The organism is Arthrobacter sp. P1_C12_2 (assembly GCF_056406415.1).
Map to the genome: position 1 here is coordinate 244,873 of NZ_JBFUAF010000003.1, position 19,548 is coordinate 264,420.

A 19,548-nucleotide genomic window follows, 5' to 3' on the forward strand; every position below is an offset into this window, starting at 1 on the left:
AGATGACAGCAATCATCCTCGTCTGGGACCCCGACGAATGGAACGATTGGACCTACCCGGCGGTGCTGGAAGAGGTCGCCGAAACCGGCCGGTATCTGGCCAGCTGGGAGGTCGGGACTGATCTCGGCAGCGGGCCCGGCAGTTCTGCCGGCGCCGGCGCAGACGCGTGGCTCGTGCTCCAGGGCCGCCACGGGCGCGGCCTGATCGGCCACGGCGTCATCGTCTCTGAGCAGCCGGGGCCCCGTTTCCAGGCACCGGACTCCGCGAGCGCCGCTCAGGCCAACGCACAGGACTGGTCCGCGCTGTACATCCAGGTGGACTTCGACGCCCTCCTGCCCGCCGGGGACCAGATCCCGCCCGGGGTCCTCGCCGAGGCCGTGCCAGGCATCGATTGGGAAGCGCTTCACGGCCCCGCGCTGGCCGTCGACCCCGCCGTCGAGCCCCTGCTCCGCGGAGTCTGGGGTGATTTCGGCCCGCTGCCAGCGGACCCCACCCAGCCCGTGCCCGGCACCGTCCCGGAGGCGGCGGTCACCCGGGTCGAAGTGAACCGGTATGAACACAGTCCGGACGCCCGGCGGGTCTGCGTCGCCCACCACGGGACCAGCTGCGCCGCGTGCGGATTCTCGTTTGAAATCGCCTACGGCGAGATCGGCAAGGACTTCATTCCGGTCCACCACCTGGTCCCGGTGTCACAGCTGGGCAGCAGTTATGAACTGGACCCCGTCACCGACCTCGTCCCGCTCTGCGCCAACTGCCACGCCATGGCACACCACGGGGTGCGGACCCCGCGCAGCGTCGCGGAACTGCGCCGGATCATGGCCGCCGCCGGGTTCCTGACCGGACAGTCCCTGACCCCGGACCAGCTCCAGGCCCAGCAGGACGCCCGGCGGATCCTGGATCAGCACTAGCAGGGTTAACAGCTTCATCCGCCTCAGGCGGACCACACCTCGCGGAACTTGCCGCTGCGGTCCGGCCGGGGAGGCTCATCGCTGAACCGGACGTCGACGCCGGCGGCGCCCTGGGCCGCGAAGAACGCCCCCAGGCGCTCTCCCACCGCCGCCCGCACGGCCGCCGTCCCTGCCGCCGTCCCGGCCTCCGGCCAAAGCTCAAGCCGCACGGTGAGCGAGCCCGGCCCGGTGCGGATCGCCTGGAACCGGCGGACGCCGGCGGTCTCCTCGATCACCGTGCCCAGCGCCAACGGCAGCACAGTCACCACTTTGCCGTCCAGCGCTGACCTGTCCAGCGCTGCCCCGTCCAACGCTGCCCCGTTCAACGCTGTCCCGGCCGACGCCGTCCCGTCGGCGGCGGCGAAGCTCAGCACGTCGCCGCTGCGGCCCTCGACCCGCAGCACGGGAAACGGGCTGCCGCAGGCGCACGGGCCGGCAGCCAGCTGCACCCGATCGCCCAGGTTGTAACGGATGAGCGGCTGGACCCGGTTGGCCAGGTTGGTGACCAGCACCGTGTGGGAGAGTTCGCCGGGCGGGACGGGCCGGAAAGCGTCGTCCACCGGCTCCACGATGTTCCAGTCCGCGTTGACGTGCAACAGCCCCTGCCGGCAGCGGCTGGTCAAGGCGAGCGCCTCCGAGGCAAGATATCTCACGGTGACCCGGCAGCCGAGGGCCGCCTCGATCTGCGCTCCGGCGTGGGCTGCCAGGGACTCCCCGGACGCGACCGCCAGGAGCGGATGGATCCGTAGCCTTCCCGCCTTTTGTTCGGCGGCCAGTTGCAGCATGGCGCTCGGATATCCGTAGAGCACGGTCGGCTGGAAGTCGTTGAGGTCCGCCACGAGGTCCGGGAGCGGCCGGAGCACGGAGAATACGCGCACCCGGCGGGCAATGCGGGGGCTGCGCCGGCGCGCGGCTTCGGTCAGCACGACGCCGGCAAAGTGGTCCCCGTCCGCGATCAGCGCCGCGGCCCGCAGCCCCCGGTGCAGGAAAGCCCGTGCCTCCTTAGCCGCCATCAGGGTCCGCCGTTCGCGGATCGGGCCCAGGAGATTGGCCACCAGCTGCGAGGTCAGGTCGTGGAGCAGGACCGCGGGTTCACCGGTGGACCCCGACGTCGTCACCACGAGGTACTGCCCGCGGTAGAGGCCGCCGATCCGCGAGGGGTCATCGAGCAGGTCTTCCTTCAGCCCGGCGAGCGTGATGTGGGGGTCGGTCACCCAGTCATCGAAGTTCTCCATGAGCTCGCGCTTGCCCACCGGAGGCAGCTCCCCTAGATACTTAGCCAGATCCGTGGCCACGTCCTTGACCGGATCCTTGACGGTGTCCGAGTCCCTGCCCGAGACCATGTCCGGGACGTCCCGGTACAGCCTGCGGTAGTAGGGCGAGGAGGACCGTGCGCACTCGACCAGTGCGGCGAGCCGGTCCCGTTGCCGGCGGGCGATCGCATCCTGGCTGGCCCGCCCGGCCCGCCAGATGTCCCACGCGATTCCGGCAGTCCGTGTCATCCCGAGGGGAGAGCCGCGCATCACCCATCACCCCTTCACGGGTCCGGCGCGCCTAGCATCCGGCGTTCCAGCATCGCCCAGGCTCTGCCCGCTCGTCAACGCCCGCACCCTCTTCCACGCTGGCACGGCGGTTGACCCTCCCAACAGGGGCTTTAGGCACCGGCTCGCCTCCCAACATGGCCCAATTGCTGGACTTCCCGGCCGGGAGCACCACAGACTGTGTACAACAGCTGGCTGGGCGGCGTGGGAAATCCTGCCTCCAGGCCGGCTGGGGACTAYCAGCAGCATCGTTTGGGGCTTTGCTTAATATCTTTTCCACCGCCGTGAAAGGACCTGGTTATGCCGGACTTGTCATTTTTGTACACGCTCATTTCGATCATCCTGGGGGCGGTCGCCGTCGTCGGCGTCATTTGGGTGGCAACAAAACTGATGTGGAAGGTGGCGGAACCGAACGAGGCCCTCATCATCTCCGGTCTGACGCGCGGCACGCTGGAAACCCGTGAAGGGATGGACTTCAAGATCGTCACGGGCAAGGGGGCCCTGGTGCTGCCCGGCCTCCAGACGGTGCGGCCGCTGTCCCTGACGCTGAACGAAACCGAACTCAAGGTCTCCTGCGTCACTTCCCAGGGCATCCAGGTGATTGTCGACGGCGTGGTCATCTACAAGATCGGGGACGCCCCGCCGTTCATTGCCAACGCCGCGCGGCGGTTCCTGGGCCAGCAGCCCAAGATGGAAAGCCAGGTGTACAACGTCTTCGAAGGCCACCTGCGCTCGATCATCGGCAGCATGACGGTCGAGGAAATCATCCGCGAGCGCGACAAGCTGGCCTCCCAGGTCCGCAGCGCCAGCGGCGTCGAAATGGAGAAGCTGGGGCTTGTGGTCGATTCCCTGCAGATCAAGGACCTCCAGGACCCCACGGGCTACATCCAGAACATCGCCAAGCCGCACATCGCCATGGTCAAGATGGAGGCCCGCATCGCGGAGGCCACCCGGAACCGCGAGGCGGCGGAAAAGGAAGCGGAGGCCGCGGCCATGATTGCCGACGCCCAAAGCGTGTCCGCGATCCGACAGTCCGTGGCGCAGGCCAATGCCGAGCGCGCCAAGGCGAACGCGGCCCAGGCCGGGCCGCTGGCCGACGCGACGGCGCGCCAGCAGGTGGTGGTCCAGGAAACCGAGGTGGCCAAGCTCGAGGCCGACCGGGAGGAACAGAAGCTGCAGACCACCGTCCGCAAGCCCGCCGACGCGAGGGCCTATGCCAAGCGCACCGACGCCGAGGGCCAGAAATCCGCGGACATCAGCGCCGCAGAGGCGTTGGCCCGGCGCACCGAGCTCGAGGCCCAGGCCAATGCGCGCCGAACCGAGCTGCAGGCCCAGGCGAACGCGACGGCGGCAGCGGCGGCAGCCGGGGCCACCAAGGTCACGGGCGAGGCCGAGGCCGCGGCCACGAAGGCGCGTGGCGATGCCGCCGCCTCCGCCATCAAGGCAAAGGCACTGGCCGAGGCGGAGGGCATCAAGGCGCGTGCCGAGGCGCTCGCAACCAACCAGGACGCCGTCATCTCCCAGCAGCTCGCCGAGAACATGCCGGCGATCGTGGCGGCGGCGGCCGAGCCGTTTGCGCACGTCGGCCAGATGACCGTCCTCAACGGCGGCGAAGGGGTCAACCAGATGATCGGCGGGATAATGGCACAGGTGGGCAACTACCTCCCGGCGCTCTCCAACGCGCTCAAGGACAGCCGGGATGGCAAGCGGCCCGCGAAGGGGCCTGAGGCGTAGGGGCGGCCATGCGCGCGGAGAGCCGGAGGACCTGATGCGCTGGGGTTCTTATGCATAAGGATGTTGACCGGAGCCTGACCGGAAAGATCGGCCGGGTCACCGGACGGATCGGCCCGGGCACCATCGGCGAGGTCATGCTGCCTGTCCGCGGCGGAACCAGCGCGTTCCATGCGCACCCGTTCGACAAGAGCAGCGTCTTCGCAGTGGGCGAGAAGGTCCTGGTCATCTATTTTGAGCCGCCGCAGACCGTGTTTGTGGACGAACTTCCGGACGTCCTCAAGGCGGACTGAGCGCCTCTGGACGCTGGAAGGCGGTGGGCGTATCCTGAAGTTCCGTCGCCTCTGGAGGTATTTTCGGATGGAAGGCAATTCGCGTCTGCGTGGTCCGGTCGGCAACTGGCCCGACCCGCTCTAACCCGTCCTTCCGCCATGCCGCTCGGCACCGCCGTTAAGTGGGCGTGCGCCGAACTCATGGCCGTAGTCCTTTACGCCCTCTTGGCGGTTTCCGGCATTTCGCCCACCTGTTAACCCACTCTTCCCCTCCCGGCCACGCCTGCTCCCCCCCGCCGCAAGCCGCCGCCCGCACCGTGGAGGGGTGAGGATCGCAATCGTCGCCGAATCATTCCTGCCGCTCATGAACGGGGTCACCCACTCCATCCTGCGCGTGCTGGAGCATCTGCAAGAGCGCGGGGACGAGGTGCTGGTGATCGCGCCGTCCACACAGGACACGGACGTCCCGGATGAGGTCTATGGCGCCCACGTCCACCGACTCCCGTCGGTCCCGCTGGCCGGCTATACGAATCTGCGGGTGGCGCTGGGCGGTGTGTATCGGGTCAAGCGAATCCTTGCCGACTACGCGCCCGACGTCGTGCACCTCGCGTCCCCATTCGTGCTCGGCTGGCGGGCAGCGCAGGCCGCCCACCAGCTCGGAATCCCCACGGTCGCCATCTACCAGACCGAGGTGCCCGGCTATGCGGGGCGCTACGGCGTCCCCTTCCTGGAGAATTGGGCCTGGAACCGGGTGGACCAGATCCACCTGTTGGCCTCGCGCACCCTGGTCCCCTCCACCTTCGCGCTAAACCAGCTCCTCGGCCGCGGCATTCCGCGCGTGGACATGTGGCGGCGCGGCGTGGACACCCAGCGGTTCAACCCCGCGAAGCGCGACGCCGGCTGGCGGGCTTCCGTGGCGCCCGGCGGCGAGCGCCTGATCGGCTACGTGGGCCGGCTGGCGGCCGAAAAGCAGGTGGAGGATCTGGCGGTGCTGGCGGATGTTCCCGGGACCCGGCTGGTGATCGTCGGCGACGGGCCCCAGCGGGCCGCCCTGGAAGCTGCCCTGCCGCAGGCGGTCTTCACCGGCTTCCTCGGCGGCGACGACCTCGCCCGGGCGGTGGCGTCCTTCGACCTCTTCGTCCATCCCGGCGAGTTCGAGACCTTTTGCCAGACCATCCAGGAGGCCATGGCGTCGGGGGTGCCGGTGGTGGCCACAGGCCGCGGCGGCCCGCTGGATCTCGTGGAGAATTCACGGACCGGCTGGCTGTACGAGCCCGGCGACCTCGAAGGGTTTCGTGCCCGGGTGATGGACCTGATGGGCGACGATGCCAAGCGCCGCGCGTTCGCCGCGGCGGCGCACGCCTCGGTCCAGGGCCGGACGTGGTCCGTCCTCGGGGCCGAACTCGTTGGCCATTACAAGGCCGTGATCCGGGAGACAGCGATCGGCCGCTCCCCCCTCGTTGCCCTATCACCTAGGGCGGCTGAACCCGGGTTTTAAGCACCCTAGGTGATAGCGCAACGAGGGGTTTGAGCCTTCCCCGCAGGTCTGGACCCGGCCCCGCCCACGTGTTGACACCCTCTTGACACACAAAGGGAGGCTCTGTGCGCCTATGATTTCCCGGTGGGAGGGTTCTAAATGTCTCGTTGGTGGTCTCAGGTTCGCACGGCGGTAGCCGGGTGACGGCGTCGTCGTACCCGGAGGACGCCCCCGGCACAGTCCCCAAGGAAGTCCCTAAGGAAGTTTCCGCCGCGGTCCCGGGCTATGGGGATTTGGTGGAATCCAGCCCCGACGCCCTGCTGGTGGTGGCCGAGGACGGGACTATCAGGATGGTCAACACCGCAGCGGAGCGCATGTTCGGCTACGTCCGCGCGGAGCTCGTGGGCTCGGACCATCGCATGCTCCTGGCCGAGGGGTTCCGGAACGGACTCGAGCGGCTGTTCTTCAGCCTCCGCCGCGGAGCCCACACCGACGGCGGCGCCGCTGCCGCCGAAACTGACACTGACACCGCTCCCGTGGAGGCCTACGGGGTGCGGCGGGACGGTACGGAGTTCCAGGCCGAAGTGGCCGGGTCCATCTTCGTCACCGGCGAAGGAACCGCGAGCATGATCGCCGCGGTCCGGGACACCTCGCACCGGCCGGAGAACGATGACAGCCTCCGCGAGGCCATGTCGCTACTGAGCGCGACGCTCGAATCCACCGCCGATGGCATCCTGGTGGTCAGCAGCGAGGGCGAGATCGCCGGCGTCAACAATCAGTTCCTCACCATGTGGGGCATCCCGCGGGAGATGCTGGCCACCGGGGACGACGAGGCGGTCATGGCCTTCGTCCTGGACCAGTTGCGGGATCCGGCCCGGTTCCTCGAGAAGGTCGAGGCCCTCTACGCCGATCCCGCGGCGGAAAGCCACGACATCCTGGAATTCCGCGACGGCCGGACTTTTGAACGCTATTCCCGCCCGCAGAAAGTCGCGGACGAGGTGGTCGGACGGGTGTGGAGCTTCCGCGACGTGACCGCGGCCAAGGTTGCCCAGGACCGGATCACCCGGGCCATGGCCGACCTCGCCGCACAGTCCGCCCAGCTCAAGGCGCTGGCGTTCCGGGATGGATTGACCGGGCTGTCCAACCGCCAGCTGTTCAACGACCGCCTCGCCAGCGCCCTCACGGACCGGCACGGCGCCGCCGTGGACGTCCTGCTCCTGGACCTGGACGACTTCAAGGAAGTCAACGACATCCTGGGCCACCACGCCGGAGACCAGATGCTCATTGAGGTCGGCCGGCGCCTCCGGGCGTGCGTGCGCCCGAGCGACATCGTGGCCCGGCTGGGCGGCGACGAGTTCGTGGTGCTCCTGATCGGCTCGCTGGAGCCCGAGGCGGTCGCTGCCCGGATCGTCGACTCGCTGCGCGTCCCGGTGTGGATCGACGGCACCATGTTGCGGCCCAGCCTCAGCCTGGGGCTCGCCTCGATCGGGGAGGCCGCCGTGGACGCCTCCGAGCTCCTGCGCCGTGCCGACGTCGCGATGTATGCCGCGAAGACCGCCGGGAAGAACCGGTACATGCGCTTCAAGCCGGAGATGATGAAGGCCCTCGTGGACCGCAATGACCTCGAGGCCGGCCTGCGGCGCGCCGTGGACAGCGGACAGATCGCCGTCCACTACCAGCCGATCGTCTCCACCGGCAACGGGACAGTGACCAGGGTCGAAGCCCTGGCCCGCTGGGTACGCGACGGCGCGCTCGTTCCGCCGAACCATTTCATTCCGGCGGCGGAACGCAGCGGCCTCATTGTCGAGATCGGCACCGAAGTGCTGCTGCGCGGCTGCACCGAGCTCAAGCCCTGGCTGGAAGAGGACTCCTCCCGGTCCCTGGCCGTGAACGTCTCCGGTGTCCAGCTGCAGCACGGGGACTTCGCCGAGCTGGTCCTGGCCGTGACGGAATCCTGCGGCGTCGACCCGCGCCAGCTGGTCCTGGAGGTCACGGAGAGCGTCTTTTTCGAGGACGACTGCCACGTGATCCAGCAGCTTATGAGCCTGCGCACGGCCGGCGTCCGCGTGGCGCTGGACGACTTTGGCACCGGCTTCTCCTCCCTGGGACGCCTGCAGGGCCTGCCCGTGGACACGCTGAAGATCGATCAGTCATTTGTGGCCATGATCAACACCGGCACCGAACAGTTGCCCATCCTGAACGCCATGATCGGGATGGCCCACGGACTGGGGCTGACCGTCACGGCAGAGGGCGTGGAAACGGCCGCCCAGGCCAGCTACCTGATGAATCTGGACTGCGATTCCCTGCAGGGATTCCTGTTTTCCGGCCCCCAGCCGGAGGCCGCCCTCCAGCCTGCGCTGGACCGGGCGGCCCGGGCCATCGCCGCGCTGCGGGGCGATCGGGTGCCCGGCAACCGGTGACCCGCAAAGTTCCGTGCCCAATGTGCTGGACACCGGGCCGAAGGACCCTATGATTCAGTGAAACGCATTGCTCCGGGCACCTCGGCCGGGAACATCATCGCTGAAGTGAACTTCCGTCGCTTGGGGGCCGGTATCGTCGTGGGAACTGGATTTGGTGAAGACCTGCTGGAGCAGGGTCCTGATGCGTTTCTGCTGCTGACCGCCGACGGGACCATCGCCTTCGTGAATTCGGCCGCTGAACGGCTGTTCGGTTACCCCCGCGCGGAACTCCTCGGCGTTCAGCACACCATCCTGCTCTCGGAGGAAGCCCGCGGCGGCTTCCTGCGGGTCTTTGGCCGGCTGGGCCGCAAGAGCCCGGCCGGAAGCCGGCCGTTCGCCGCCGCCGGACTGCGCCGGGACGGTTCGGACCTCGCCCTGGAGATCACGTGCTCGCTGGTCAGTGTCGACGGCGGCACGGCCATGGCGGTAGCTGTCCGCGACGCCGAGCACCGCAACGACTCCGATTCCGGCCGGCGGCTGGCCGTCTCCCTCCTGGACGCCACGCTGGAATCGACGTCGGACGGCATCGTCGTGGTCTCCAACGAAGGCCAAATCACCGGAATCAACGACCAGTTCCTGTTGCTTTGGGGCATGCCGCCGGAGCTGATCGCGGCCGAGGACCCCAATGCGCTGGTGCGGTTCATCGCGGACCAGCTGGTGGATCCCGACTACTTCCTGCAAAAGGTTGCAGCGCTCTACGCGGACAGCCTGATGCAGAGCCACGACGTCCTGGAGTTCGCCGACGGCCGCACCGTGGAGCTGTACTCGCGCCCGCAGAAGGTGGCTGACGCGATCGTGGGACGGATCTGGAACTTCCGGGACATCACCTCACGCCGACGCGCCCAGGACCAGGCCCGCCGCGCCATGGACGAACTGGCCGAGCAGGCGGGCAAGCTCAAGGAACTGGCGTTTCAGGACCCACTCACCGGGCTGGCCAACCGGATGCTCTTCAATGAACGGGCCGCCGCGGCACTGCTCACCCCGGAGCCGGTGCACGTGCTGCTGCTGGATCTGGACGACTTCAAGGAAGTCAACGACGTCCTGGGCCACCATGCCGGCGACGAGATGCTGGTCGAGATTTCCCGCCGGCTCCAGAACTGCGTGGGTCCGCACGGCACCGTCGCCCGGCTGGGCGGGGACGAGTTCGTGGTCTTGCTGGTCGGCTGCCGGGACGCCGACACCGTGGCCCAGCGCGTGGTCAGCACCCTGAACGCCCCCGTCTCCATCGAGGGAACGCTCATGCGGCCCGGCCTGAGCCTGGGCGTGGCATCGCGCGACGCCGGGACGGAGACGTCGTCGGAGCTGCTGCGGCAGGCGGACCTGGCCATGTACGCGGCCAAGGAGGCCGGGAAGAACTGCTACGTGCACTTCCGGCCCGAGATGCTGGCCGCGCTGCTGGAGCGCACCCAGCTCACGGCCGGGCTGCGGCGGGCGGTGGAGCTGGGGCAGATCACGGTCCACTACCAGCCCGTCATCTCCAGCGACCGGCTCGAGGTTGTGCAGTTCGAGGCCCTGGCCCGCTGGGAATGGGACGGCGAACTGATCCCGCCGGACGAATTCATCGAGACCGCGGAACGCAGCGGCCTGATCCGGGAAATCGGGGCCGAGGTGCTCAGGCGCAGCTGCACCGAGCTCGCCCCGTGGCTCGCGGAGGACCCGTTCCGCAGCCTGGCCGTCAACGTCTCCGGCGTGCAGCTGCAGCACCGGGACTTCGCCGAGCGCGTCCTGGACATTGCGGCGTGGAGCGGCGTGGACCCCCGCCAACTTGTCCTGGAAGTGACCGAGAGCGTGTTCTTCGACGCCCACTCCCACGTCATCGGCCAGCTCGAGACCCTGCGCGAGGCCGGCATCCGGGTGGCCCTGGACGACTTCGGGACCGGCTATTCCTCGCTGGGCCGGCTGCAGGACCTGCCGGTGGATGTGGTGAAGATCGACAAGTCCTTCGTGTCCATGCTCCAGACCGGCGTCGAAAAGCTGCCCATCCTCACCTCCATGATCCACATGGCCCGAAGCCTGGGGCTGAAGGTCACGGCCGAGGGCATCGAGACACCCGCCCAGGCACGCTACCTCATGGACCACGGCTGCGATGCCCTGCAGGGCTTCCTCTTCTCCCGCCCGGAACCCGGGGCGGCCAGGCAGCGTGCCGTCCGGAACTCCGCGGCGGCCATCGCCGATCTCGAGGGCGTCCCGCTGCCCGGGTAAGCCCCGCGGAAACTCGCGTCCGGTCTCTCCCCAAGTTTTCTATAGGGCCCTCTGAGCACCATGGGGCTTTATCGCGAACCCAACGTGTGGAGGCACCGCCATGGATGCACGCTTTCCCCTGATTTCCGGCCCAGTCCTGAGCCGCCGCCAGTTCGGACTGATCGTCGGGGGCGGCGCCTTCCTGCTGGTGGCAGGCGGCACCTACGGCGCCGTCTCCCGAAGCGGTCCACAGTCTGCAACGCAACTGGATACGGCCTTTGGCACCCTGTCGGTAACCCGGGCCGGACGCCTGGCCCGGCTGAACGCCCAGGGCCAACAGGCTTATCCGTCGATCGAAAGCGCAGCCGCCCTGCTCGATGATCCCGGAGCCTTGGCGGCCGGCGCAAGCACGGCCGTCACCGGTAGTTTCCGTCGGGCCGCGAACTCGACGAACCTCCCCGCAACGTCCCACGACCATGATCACGGCCACGACGGCGCACCGCCGGAGGATCCCAACTGGCCCCAGCCGGTCAACCTGACCTGGGGCGACGTCGTCCTCCTTGAGGTTGAACTCCACAACTCCAGCCAGGAACCCGTGCTCTTCAGCCCCGGCCAACTGCGTCTCAGGCTGCTCCCGTCCGGAACCACAGTCACTCCCCAGGACTTCGACCGCGGCCTGGGCTCGGTGGAACCAGGGGCCGCGGAGCATCTCTGGATCAGCTACCTGGCCCCCCATGACGCCCTGGCGATGGAACTGGAGTATTCGGAACCGGAACACGACGGCACGGCCATCCTCTCCCTTCCGTCTCTGACAGTCAGCCAGGTGAAGTCATGAGCCCGCTCGAGATCCACATCAACGACGGATTCCTGCCCATGGTGGACGGATCCCGCGTCTACCACCGGGGGTTCGGTGACCGGCGGACGCTGGTGAACGACGCGAAACCCAGCCTGACGATCAGCCCGAGGGTGTTCCTGCGCGACGGTTCGATCGTGGCGAGCCGCACCTACCCCCTGAAGGCCACCACTCCCCCGCTCGGACGCCCGGCACCTGCCGCCAAGGACCCTGCCAACCCCGGTGAATTCCTGGTCCGCCGCGCATTCTGGGCCAGCTTCTTCCCGGACCGGACGCTGATCGCCGAGACCGGCAGCACCATCAGCATCCGCGTCACCAACCACCTGGCCCAGGCGCACGCGCTGCAGTTCCTCAACGCGGGGACGGGGAACAGCCACGTCGGCACAGGGGTGATCAGGCCCGGCCAAACCAAAACCCTGGAATTCACGGCCCCCAAAGCAGGCACCTACCTGTACTGCGATCCCGGCGCCGATCCGGCCGATCCGACCGCCGACCCGGTCCAGCGCGTCCTGGGCCTTTTTGGTGCCTTGCTGGTCACCGATCCGGCCTCGCCGTGGCTGCCCATGCCCAACGGGCCGGAATTCGAACGCCAATGGTTGTGGATGCTCCACAACGTTGACCCGGTCTGGGCCGGCATCGCGTCGCGCAACGGAACGGTGGATCCCGACAAGACACCGGTGTATCCGCGGTATTTCACGCTCAACGGCCGCAGCGGCTTCCAATCGCTGGCCGCGTCCACTGACCTGGCGCTGAACCGCGTGCGGGAAGAGGACTCCCTGATGTCAGGCTCGGCCCGGCAGGTCGACGTCCGCAATTTCAGCCTGAGCGCCGCGGCAGGAACTGTGAGGACCGGCCAGCTGATGCGCTTCCTTAACGCCGGCGTCGTCCACCACCAGCTCCACTTCCACGGAAACCATCTCTGGACCGTCAGCCGCAACGGGAGCGTGTTTCCGCGTACCGGCGGCAGGATTGACGCTGACGGTCACGTGGTGCTGCAGCAGTGGGAGGACGTCATCGAAATGCACCCGCTGGACCGCAAGGACTCCATGCTCCCGTTGCGGCGTCCGCCGGAGATCATCGATGAGGTGTGGAACGCCCGGAAAGTGGACTATGACTACCCGATGCACTGCCATGCCGAGCCCTCCCAGGTGGCGAGGGGCGGCATGTATCCCGGCGGCCTGGTTGGCCACTGGACCGTGGCGGCGCCCGCGCCTGGAAGCGCCGGCGAGGCCACGCACGAGCTGTTCCGCACCCAGGTCGATTTCAGCTCCCACCAGATGCATGAGGGAAGCCCCGAAACCGAGTTCCGCCAGACCCCGGACGTGGAACACGAGTTCAAGTTCTTCAACCGCGAAATGTTGTTCGACGACGGCGGCAAATTCGAGATCTGGACCTTCGAGACCGAGAACTCCGGACAGATCTTCCCAGCACCGCTGATCCGGCTCACCGAAGGGCAGCTGTTCCACGGCACGGTGCTCCCGAGCAAGAAAGTCCACACCATCCACTGGCACGGCATCGAGCCGGATCCACGCAACGACGGCGTCGGCCACACGTCCTTTGAGGTCTCGGGAAGCTACACCTATCAGTGGCGACCGGAACGCGGGCAGCCCGGCAACCCGAACGTGGGTGCGTCCGGAACATATTTCTATCACTGCCACGTCAACACCACCCTGCACGTACAAATGGGCATGTTCGGCCCGCTGATCATCGACCCCCCGGTGCACCCGGCCTTTCCGGTGACCAAGGGCGCCAGGCGGGCCTTCGTGGACGGGCCGGAATACGACATCGACACCGAGACTATCCTTGTCCCCTTCTCCGTGGACCCCCGCTGGCACCTGCTCAACCACGCCGCCGGGCTCTCGGGCGAGGACGTTGGACTGGACAAGTTCGTTCCCAAGCACTTCTACCTGCTGGGCGGGGAATTAGCCCGTGCCCCGAAGATTGAAGGCCCAACCCGGCTTAGCCGCATCCGGGCCAAGAGGGCAGGAGGAGCTGTCAAGCCCACCCTGCTGCGGCTGCTCAACGCCAACTACTTCCCGGTCAACGTGCGCTTCACCGATTCCGCGGGCAAGCCGGTGGCCATGGCGGAACTCATCTCGCACGACGGACGGCCGTTCCGGGACACGTCCAACCCCAACGGACCGGCAGTGCCGATTTCTTCCACAAGCCCCCTGCGGTCCAGCCTGATCAACTTCGGCGCCGCCGAACGCTACGACATGCTTCTGCGCCCGCCGGCAGCCGGCACGTTCTGGCTCACTGTGGACCTGCTGGACTGGATAACTGAGGAGGTCCTCTTCACACGGAGGGTTCCAGTCGTCGTTGTCTAGCCGTCGCCGGCTAGCCGTAGGCCGCGCCACCGGCCCGGCCGCTGCCGGCACGGCCGGCGCGTGCCGGGTAGGGCTGCACAGGCAGGCCTACCCGGGCACGGCGTTCGACACATTTGGCTGCGGCATGATGCCCATCACGTTCGGGGCGCCCGCACCGCATATGATTCACTCAGCGCAGTGTGCCCTACTATCCGCAAGGTGCCCGCTATCCGTATTCATCGCCTGGGGGGCTGTTAGACATCGTGGAAGCCGGTTTCGCACAACAACTGCTGGAGTACAGCCCGGACGCACTGCTGCTGGTCGGCCAGGACGGAGCCATTTCCTTCCTCAATACGGCCGCGGAACGGCTCTTCGGCTACCCCCGCGCGCAGCTCCTGGGCGCGGACCACAGCATGCTCCTGGCCGAGGCCTCGCGGGAGGAATTCCACACCGTCCTGGCCGGGCTGGGCAAGGCCGCAAGCCCCGGCTCCCCGAGCCCCGGCTCCCCGAGCCCTGGCGCCCCGTTCGCCGGCTCGGGCCGCCGCGCCGACGGCACCGAACTCCCGGTCGAAATCACGTGCTCGCTGGTCCCCGCCCCGGCAGGAGCGGCCGACGCCGGAACGTCCGTGGCCCTCTCGGTCCGCGGCGGCGCCGGAGGCAACTCGGGTGCCGGCAGCGCCGGGCGCTCGCTCAGCGGCGACCTTCTCCGCCGTCGTCCTCCTGTTTCGGGGGCAGCCCCTGCTTCTGGAGGTCATCAGGGTGCTGCCGCTCCGGCGGCGTTTGCCGAGCACGACGACGAGCTCAAGGCGGGCTCGCTCCGTGACCCGCTGACGGCGCTGCCCAACGGCCCCCTCTTTAACGAGCGGCTCGCCGCGGCCTTTCGCCGCCCGGATCCGGTGGACATCCTCCTGCTTAACCTCGACGACTTCCGGCACCTCAATGACGTGCTGGGACGCTCCGCGGCCGACGAACTGCTGGTGGAGGTGGCGAGCAGGCTGCGCAACTGCGTCCGCCCGCATGACACCGTGGCCCGGCTCGGCGGCGACGAATTCGCGGTGCTGCTGACCGAATGCCTCAACGCGGACGCGGTGGCCAAGCGGATCGCCGGGGCCCTCTACGAACCCCTGCGTGTGGGCGGCTCCATGGTCCGGCCCGGCGTGAGCATGGGCCTGGCGTCGAAGTCGGGGCAGACGGTGGACGGGGCGGAACTGCTGCGGCAGGCCGACGCCGCCATGACCGCGGCGAAGGCTGCCGGGAAGAACAACTGGCTGCGGTTCCGGCCGGAGATGCTGAGCACCGCGGCCCACAAGGCCGACGGCGATTCCGGGCTCCGGCGCGCCGTCGAACTGGGCCAGATCTCGGTGCACTACCAGCCCGTGGTGTCGCCGGGCATCGGCTCGGTGGTGCAGTTCGAGGCGTTCGCGCGGTGGGAACGGCACGGCCGGCTGGTGCCGCCCAACCAGTTCCTGCCCGTAGCGGAGCAGAGCGGCCTGATCCGCGAGATCGGCGACGAAGTCCTGCGCCGCGCCTGCGCCGAGATCCGGCCGTGGCTGGCCGGCGACCCCGCCTACAGCGTCGCCGTGAACGTCTCGGGCCTGCAGTTCCAGCACCGGGAATTCGCCACGGACGTACTCGCGATTGCCGCATCCACCGGCGTTGACCCGCGCCAGCTCACGCTGGAGCTGACGGAGAGCGTGTTCTTCGACGCCTCCTCGGATGTGCTGGGCCAGCTGCGGCAGCTGCGCGCGGCCGGTGTCCGGATTGCCATGGACGACTTCGGCACTGGATATTCCACGCTCGGCCGGCTCCAGGAACTGCCCCTGGACAACGTCAAGGTCGACCGCTCCTTCGTGGCCATGATCAAGACCGGCCAGGAGCAGCTCCCGTTCTTCGCCACCATGATCAACGCCGCACACGCTCTCGGTCTGAAGGTCACGGCGGAAGGCATCGAGACCCCCGCGCAGGCCAAGTACCTGATGGACCGCGGCTGCGACTCCCTGCAGGGCTACCTGTTCGCCAAGCCGGCCCCCGCCAGCCACCTGGCCGGGACCATGGAAAGCGCCCTGAACGCCCTGGACAAGGTCGACGCCGCGCGGTAGTCGGGCGGGCTGGGCGCGCGCCGGCCGGGCGCGGTAGCCGGTTAAACCTGTCGGGATCCCCGCCGTTGGCGAGGATCCCGACAATTCATATCAGCGCTTTTCGCAGGCGATGCCGTCGTTGTCACGGTCGAGGTCGTATTCGCCCCAGTGACGGGGTCCGGCGCCGTCGTTGTAGCTGTACAGGGTGTTGTCGACGCGGAACGTGGTGACCGGCTTTCCGGTCGTCTTGTCCCGCGCACCCTTGCGGCCGACGCCGTGCGGGTACACCTTGTTGAGCTCCGTGCAGTTCTTGTACGACTTCGGCGCGGGCGCGGCGGTTGCCGGCACGGCCGTAGCGCTCAGGACGACGGCGGTGCCCGCCAAGGACGCGATAAGCAATTTCTTCAGGCGCACGTTTAAGAGCACTCCCCCAGGTCGTAGCCCTCGGCCGCGGATCGACGAGGGGCAGGAAAATGCTAACCCACGAATCCGCCGTTTCCGGTGAGGCTCAGGCGCCGTGATCCGAGCCCTGATCCAGCTTGTCGAGGTCCTGGGCCACCATCGCCTCGCTGCGCTGCCACAGCGCCTTGGCCAGGCCCGCGTCGTAGGCCTGCTTGTTGGCCTTGGAGAGCGTCCGTTTGGCGTAGTAGGCGCCGGAGATCCAGTCGTGGCCCGGGGTGGCGTTGGCGAGCCATACAAGGGTGTCCGCGCCCTGGTCCGGGGTCAGCATGAAGCGCTTGAGGAAGGACTTGTAGGCCAGGCGCATGGGGCTGGTGGAGTCGGCCGCGAAGTTTGTGGCCACACCGCCCGGGTGGAACGCCGCCGTCGAGATTCCCTCGGTGTTGTAGCGGTTGTGGAGTTCGGTGGTGAAGAGGATGTTGGCGAGCTTGGCGTTGCCGTAGGCGCGGTTGGTGGAGTAGCTGCGGGCCGCGTCGAGGTCGTCGATGTCCAGCTTGCCGAAGAGCGAATTCGCGACGCTCGARGTGTTGATGACGGTGGCCTGGCTGGCGATCAGTACGTCGATCAGCTCGGTGGTGAGCAGGAACGGGGCCAAGTGGTTGACCTGGAAGGTTGTCTCGTGGCCGTCCACGGTGAGTTCGCGGGGTCCCATGATGCCGCCGGCGTTGTTCGCCAGGACGTCGATCCGCGGGTACTTTTCCTTCAACTGCGCGGCCAGGGTGCGCACCTGGGCAAGATCGGCGAAGTCACAGACAAAGAAGTCAGCGCCGATTTCCTTCGCGATCGCCTCGGTCTTCTGCGCGGAACGCCCGACGACGACCACGCGCTCCCCCTGCCGGGCGAACGTCCGCGCGGCGGACGCGCCGATCCCGTCGCTGGCTCCGGTGATGACGATTGTGCGCTCGGGCATTGAGGTGTCCTTAGAACGAAGCGTTGGGCTGGTCTTTTGGAATCCGGCCCCGTCGAATTCTAACGAGCCTATCCAGGAGTTTGTTCCGCCGGAGCCGGTGCTTTCCCCGGAACTTGCTGGGAATGCACCGGCTGTAGCGCTAGATGCGCAGCGGCGAGCGGAAACTCAGGGCGGTGCCGGCGTTCTGCAACTTCAGGCCGATGGCCAGCATCTCCTCGGTGGACCGGAGCAGGGAGTAGTGGCTGTAGTTGCCCTGGATAACGGTGCCCGGGACCACAGAGGGAGCCACCACGAAATTGGGGATCGGAGTATCTTCGTCAAACAGTACGAATATCGCCGTCCGTCCCGCCTGGTAGCTCTGGCTGTTCAGGATGACCGGCAGCCATTGCGAAAGCCAGGTGTCGCCCGTCGCAACGCTGCAGTCATGCATGTCATTGCAGACATTCGGCACGACAACGGAAAAATTCGGAAGCGTGTTGTTGGCCAGGTCGCTTGCCAGCTGCCCGGCGCTCACGGTGCCCAGAGGCACATTGTTGACCGCGCATGACTCCCTGTCCCCCGGCCCTTGGTAGTAGATTTCGGGGTTGTGCCGCTCGGCATACAGGCCGGACGCGCTGAGCCGACAATTCGAAGGCATGTCCTCCATATAGCTCTTATAGGACTGGCCAGACGTACGCACCTGCCGGAAGATATTGTCGGCAGTAATGGGCGGCAGGCCGCTCGGGCTCGAATCGGAAGTGACGCCCTGCGTACTGCCCGATGTCATGGCCAGATAGCTCGGCAACGAGGGCAAACCCAGGCCGGCGTCACTCCAGGTGGAAACCGAGGCGCACTGGTTCGCTTTCGTACTCATGTACGGCGCGTTGGCGTTCCCTATGACCTGTGAATAGGTCTTGTTCTCAAATAGCACCCACATGACGTGGTCGTATTTCGCCGGAGCGACGGTCGCCGTACCGCACGGGTTGGCGCCGGGGGGCGGAGGAGGCGGCGGGGGCGGAGGAGGAGGGGGTGGCGGCGTGGCGTTCGTGGTGACAGTCAGTCGAGGCCTCTGCGTCGTGACGGAAGTCTCTTTGGAACTGTAAATGACGCCGTCGGAGGATGTGGTGCTGATGCGGAACGAATACGTCCCATCACCCTTGATCGCACTGAAGAGATCAAACTCCACAAAGGTGTTATCCGCAACAGCGCCGCGCGAAGCCACAATCGGCGTTTCCGCAACCGGCGCGTTGTTGAAGGTGATGGTGTTCTCACTCCAGGAGTTGTTCAGGACCCGTCGGACTTGGCCGCCCGAGTTGGATGGATCCGTAGCGAATAGCCGGAGCTTGGCGCCGGTCACGGTGCTGCCTGCAGTGCCGGTTACCGTCAATTTGAGGAAGATCATCTCGACCGGCGAGTTATCGGCCTTGAGGCCTGTTGCCGTGCGGAAGTTGATGGTGGGACTGTCACGCTTTACGACGGCGTCTGCCGTAGTTGAAAAGGTCAGTGTGGCGGCTTGTACGGGGCCGGCAACAAGGGAAATTGTGGCGGCCACGAGGAATATGACTGACGCCAGGGAAATCCATCGGTGCCTCGAGAAGGAACGGCTAAAACGATGCCTCTTGGTACCGTTTTTGCCCAAGGCGAAGCCAGGAACGACGCGCATCTGGGACTCCTATAAGGTCCGGTCGACGCACCCTGCGCCGCGGTGGCTGGTAGGAATCCAAACCCTAACCTGCGCAATAGTGGCTCACAATGCTCACGCGAAAAATAGCTGGCCGGCTAAAGGTATTCCCAAGGTTTCCAGTCGGCCCTATGCACGTGCCAGAACTGCCCGGCTGATTCACCGACGGCTTGTTGGGGGTTAAATGCGGGAGGACCCCCAACGGTGGTTGGGGGTCCTCGACCTGAATGGTGTTCCGGCGGTGACCTACTCTCCCACACCCTCCCGGGTGCAGTACCATCGGCGCTGTGGGTCTTAGCTTCCGGGTTCGGGATGGGACCGGGCGTTTCCCCCACGCTATGACCGCCGTAACCCTGTGTCCGCACCCTGCCGGCYGKGCCGGGGGTGGGAAATCTGGTGGTTACAACATGTGTGGTGTTGTTATTTGGTTGTGGTTTGTTCCTCAAGCAACGGGTTTGTTGTTTGGGAACCACATAGTGGACGCAAGCAGTCTTGTTTCTTTGTACCACCCCTGGGTGCAAACCCCTTTTGAATGGGTTTGCGGGGTGGTGTGTGGTGTAAGTTATCGGCCTATTAGTACCGGTCAGCTTCACGAGTCGTTAGTCCTCGCTTCCACATCCGGCCTATCAACCCAGTGGTCTGGCTGGGGGCCTCTCACACACAAGGTGTATGGA

The 19,548-nt window shown here is 67.1% G+C and carries 13 protein-coding genes and 2 rRNA genes; 9 read left to right on the forward strand and 6 right to left on the reverse strand.

Annotation, left to right across the window (positions count from 1 at the left end; genetic code table 11):
- Positions 1–2 precede the first annotated feature (2 nt).
- Positions 3–908, forward strand: a complete 906-nt coding sequence (locus AC1DZQ_RS05725) for an HNH endonuclease (protein WP_476962593.1) — start codon at positions 3–5, stop codon at positions 906–908.
- Positions 909–931: 23 nt separating this feature from the next.
- Here the strand turns inward: AC1DZQ_RS05725 and AC1DZQ_RS05730 are convergent, their stop codons facing one another.
- Positions 932–2,449, reverse strand: coding sequence for a phenylacetate--CoA ligase family protein (locus AC1DZQ_RS05730; RefSeq protein ID WP_476962594.1), 1,518 nt, complete (start codon positions 2,447–2,449; stop codon positions 932–934).
- A 339-nt stretch (positions 2,450–2,788) separates the two neighbouring features.
- Between AC1DZQ_RS05730 and AC1DZQ_RS05735 the strand changes: the two genes are divergently transcribed.
- The 8 genes from AC1DZQ_RS05735 (at position 2,789) to AC1DZQ_RS05770 (ending at position 15,866) form a co-directional block, all read left to right on the forward strand.
- On the forward strand, positions 2,789–4,222 hold the full coding sequence (locus tag AC1DZQ_RS05735) for a flotillin family protein (protein WP_476962595.1): 1,434 nt from the start codon (positions 2,789–2,791) through the stop codon (positions 4,220–4,222).
- Positions 4,223–4,272: 50 nt separating this feature from the next.
- On the forward strand, positions 4,273–4,512 hold the full coding sequence (locus AC1DZQ_RS05740; protein WP_476962596.1) for a hypothetical protein: 240 nt from the start codon (positions 4,273–4,275) through the stop codon (positions 4,510–4,512).
- A 304-nt stretch (positions 4,513–4,816) separates the two neighbouring features.
- On the forward strand, positions 4,817–5,989 hold the full coding sequence (locus AC1DZQ_RS05745; RefSeq protein WP_476962597.1) for a glycosyltransferase family 4 protein: 1,173 nt from the start codon (positions 4,817–4,819) through the stop codon (positions 5,987–5,989).
- A gap of 149 nt (positions 5,990–6,138) precedes the next feature.
- Entirely contained in the window at positions 6,139–8,388 is a 2,250-nt protein-coding gene (locus AC1DZQ_RS05750) for a putative bifunctional diguanylate cyclase/phosphodiesterase (protein WP_476962598.1), read from the forward strand.
- A gap of 57 nt (positions 8,389–8,445) precedes the next feature.
- A complete protein-coding gene (locus tag AC1DZQ_RS05755) occupies positions 8,446–10,629 on the forward strand; it encodes a putative bifunctional diguanylate cyclase/phosphodiesterase (protein WP_476962599.1) in 2,184 nt (727 codons plus the stop codon).
- A gap of 100 nt (positions 10,630–10,729) precedes the next feature.
- The gene (locus tag AC1DZQ_RS05760; RefSeq protein WP_476962600.1) at positions 10,730–11,443 is read left to right on the forward strand and encodes a hypothetical protein; all 714 of its coding nucleotides are present in this window, start codon (positions 10,730–10,732) and stop codon (positions 11,441–11,443) included.
- Entirely contained in the window at positions 11,440–13,788 is a 2,349-nt protein-coding gene (locus AC1DZQ_RS05765; protein WP_476962601.1) for a multicopper oxidase domain-containing protein, read from the forward strand. The genes AC1DZQ_RS05760 and AC1DZQ_RS05765 overlap by 4 nt, the downstream gene beginning before the upstream one ends.
- A 242-nt stretch (positions 13,789–14,030) precedes the next feature.
- Positions 14,031–15,866, forward strand: coding sequence for a putative bifunctional diguanylate cyclase/phosphodiesterase (locus AC1DZQ_RS05770; RefSeq protein ID WP_476962602.1), 1,836 nt, complete (start codon positions 14,031–14,033; stop codon positions 15,864–15,866).
- Positions 15,867–15,956: 90 nt separating this feature from the next.
- Here AC1DZQ_RS05770 and AC1DZQ_RS05775 read toward each other — a convergent pair whose 3' ends face one another.
- From AC1DZQ_RS05775 to AC1DZQ_RS05795, 5 genes are all read right to left on the reverse strand, one after another.
- Positions 15,957–16,259, reverse strand: a complete 303-nt coding sequence (locus AC1DZQ_RS05775; protein ID WP_476962603.1) for an excalibur calcium-binding domain-containing protein — start codon at positions 16,257–16,259, stop codon at positions 15,957–15,959.
- A gap of 94 nt (positions 16,260–16,353) precedes the next feature.
- Entirely contained in the window at positions 16,354–17,214 is an 861-nt protein-coding gene (locus AC1DZQ_RS05780; RefSeq protein ID WP_476962604.1) for an SDR family NAD(P)-dependent oxidoreductase, read from the reverse strand.
- Positions 17,215–17,353: 139 nt separating this feature from the next.
- Positions 17,354–18,856: a CBM96 family carbohydrate-binding protein gene (locus AC1DZQ_RS05785; RefSeq protein ID WP_476962605.1), complete on the reverse strand. Its 1,503-nt coding sequence runs from the start codon at positions 18,854–18,856 to the stop codon at positions 17,354–17,356.
- 251 nt (positions 18,857–19,107) lie between these two features.
- Positions 19,108–19,224, reverse strand: a 5S ribosomal RNA gene (gene rrf / locus AC1DZQ_RS05790).
- Positions 19,225–19,426: 202 nt separating this feature from the next.
- Positions 19,427–19,548 (reverse strand): 23S ribosomal RNA (locus AC1DZQ_RS05795); the annotation flags it as partial.

Excerpts from the sequence above, each read along its gene's own strand:
- AC1DZQ_RS05725 (WP_476962593.1), top strand. The coding sequence starts at position 3 with ATGACAGCAATCATCCTCGTCTGGGACCCCGACGAATGGAACGATTGG.
- AC1DZQ_RS05730 (WP_476962594.1), bottom strand. The coding sequence starts at position 2,449 with ATGACACGGACTGCCGGAATCGCGTGGGACATCTGGCGGGCCGGGCGG.
- AC1DZQ_RS05735 (WP_476962595.1), top strand. The coding sequence starts at position 2,789 with ATGCCGGACTTGTCATTTTTGTACACGCTCATTTCGATCATCCTGGGG.
- AC1DZQ_RS05740 (WP_476962596.1), top strand. The coding sequence starts at position 4,273 with ATGCATAAGGATGTTGACCGGAGCCTGACCGGAAAGATCGGCCGGGTC.
- AC1DZQ_RS05760 (WP_476962600.1), top strand. The coding sequence starts at position 10,730 with ATGGATGCACGCTTTCCCCTGATTTCCGGCCCAGTCCTGAGCCGCCGC.
- AC1DZQ_RS05765 (WP_476962601.1), top strand. The coding sequence starts at position 11,440 with ATGAGCCCGCTCGAGATCCACATCAACGACGGATTCCTGCCCATGGTG.
- AC1DZQ_RS05785 (WP_476962605.1), bottom strand. The coding sequence starts at position 18,856 with ATGCGCGTCGTTCCTGGCTTCGCCTTGGGCAAAAACGGTACCAAGAGG.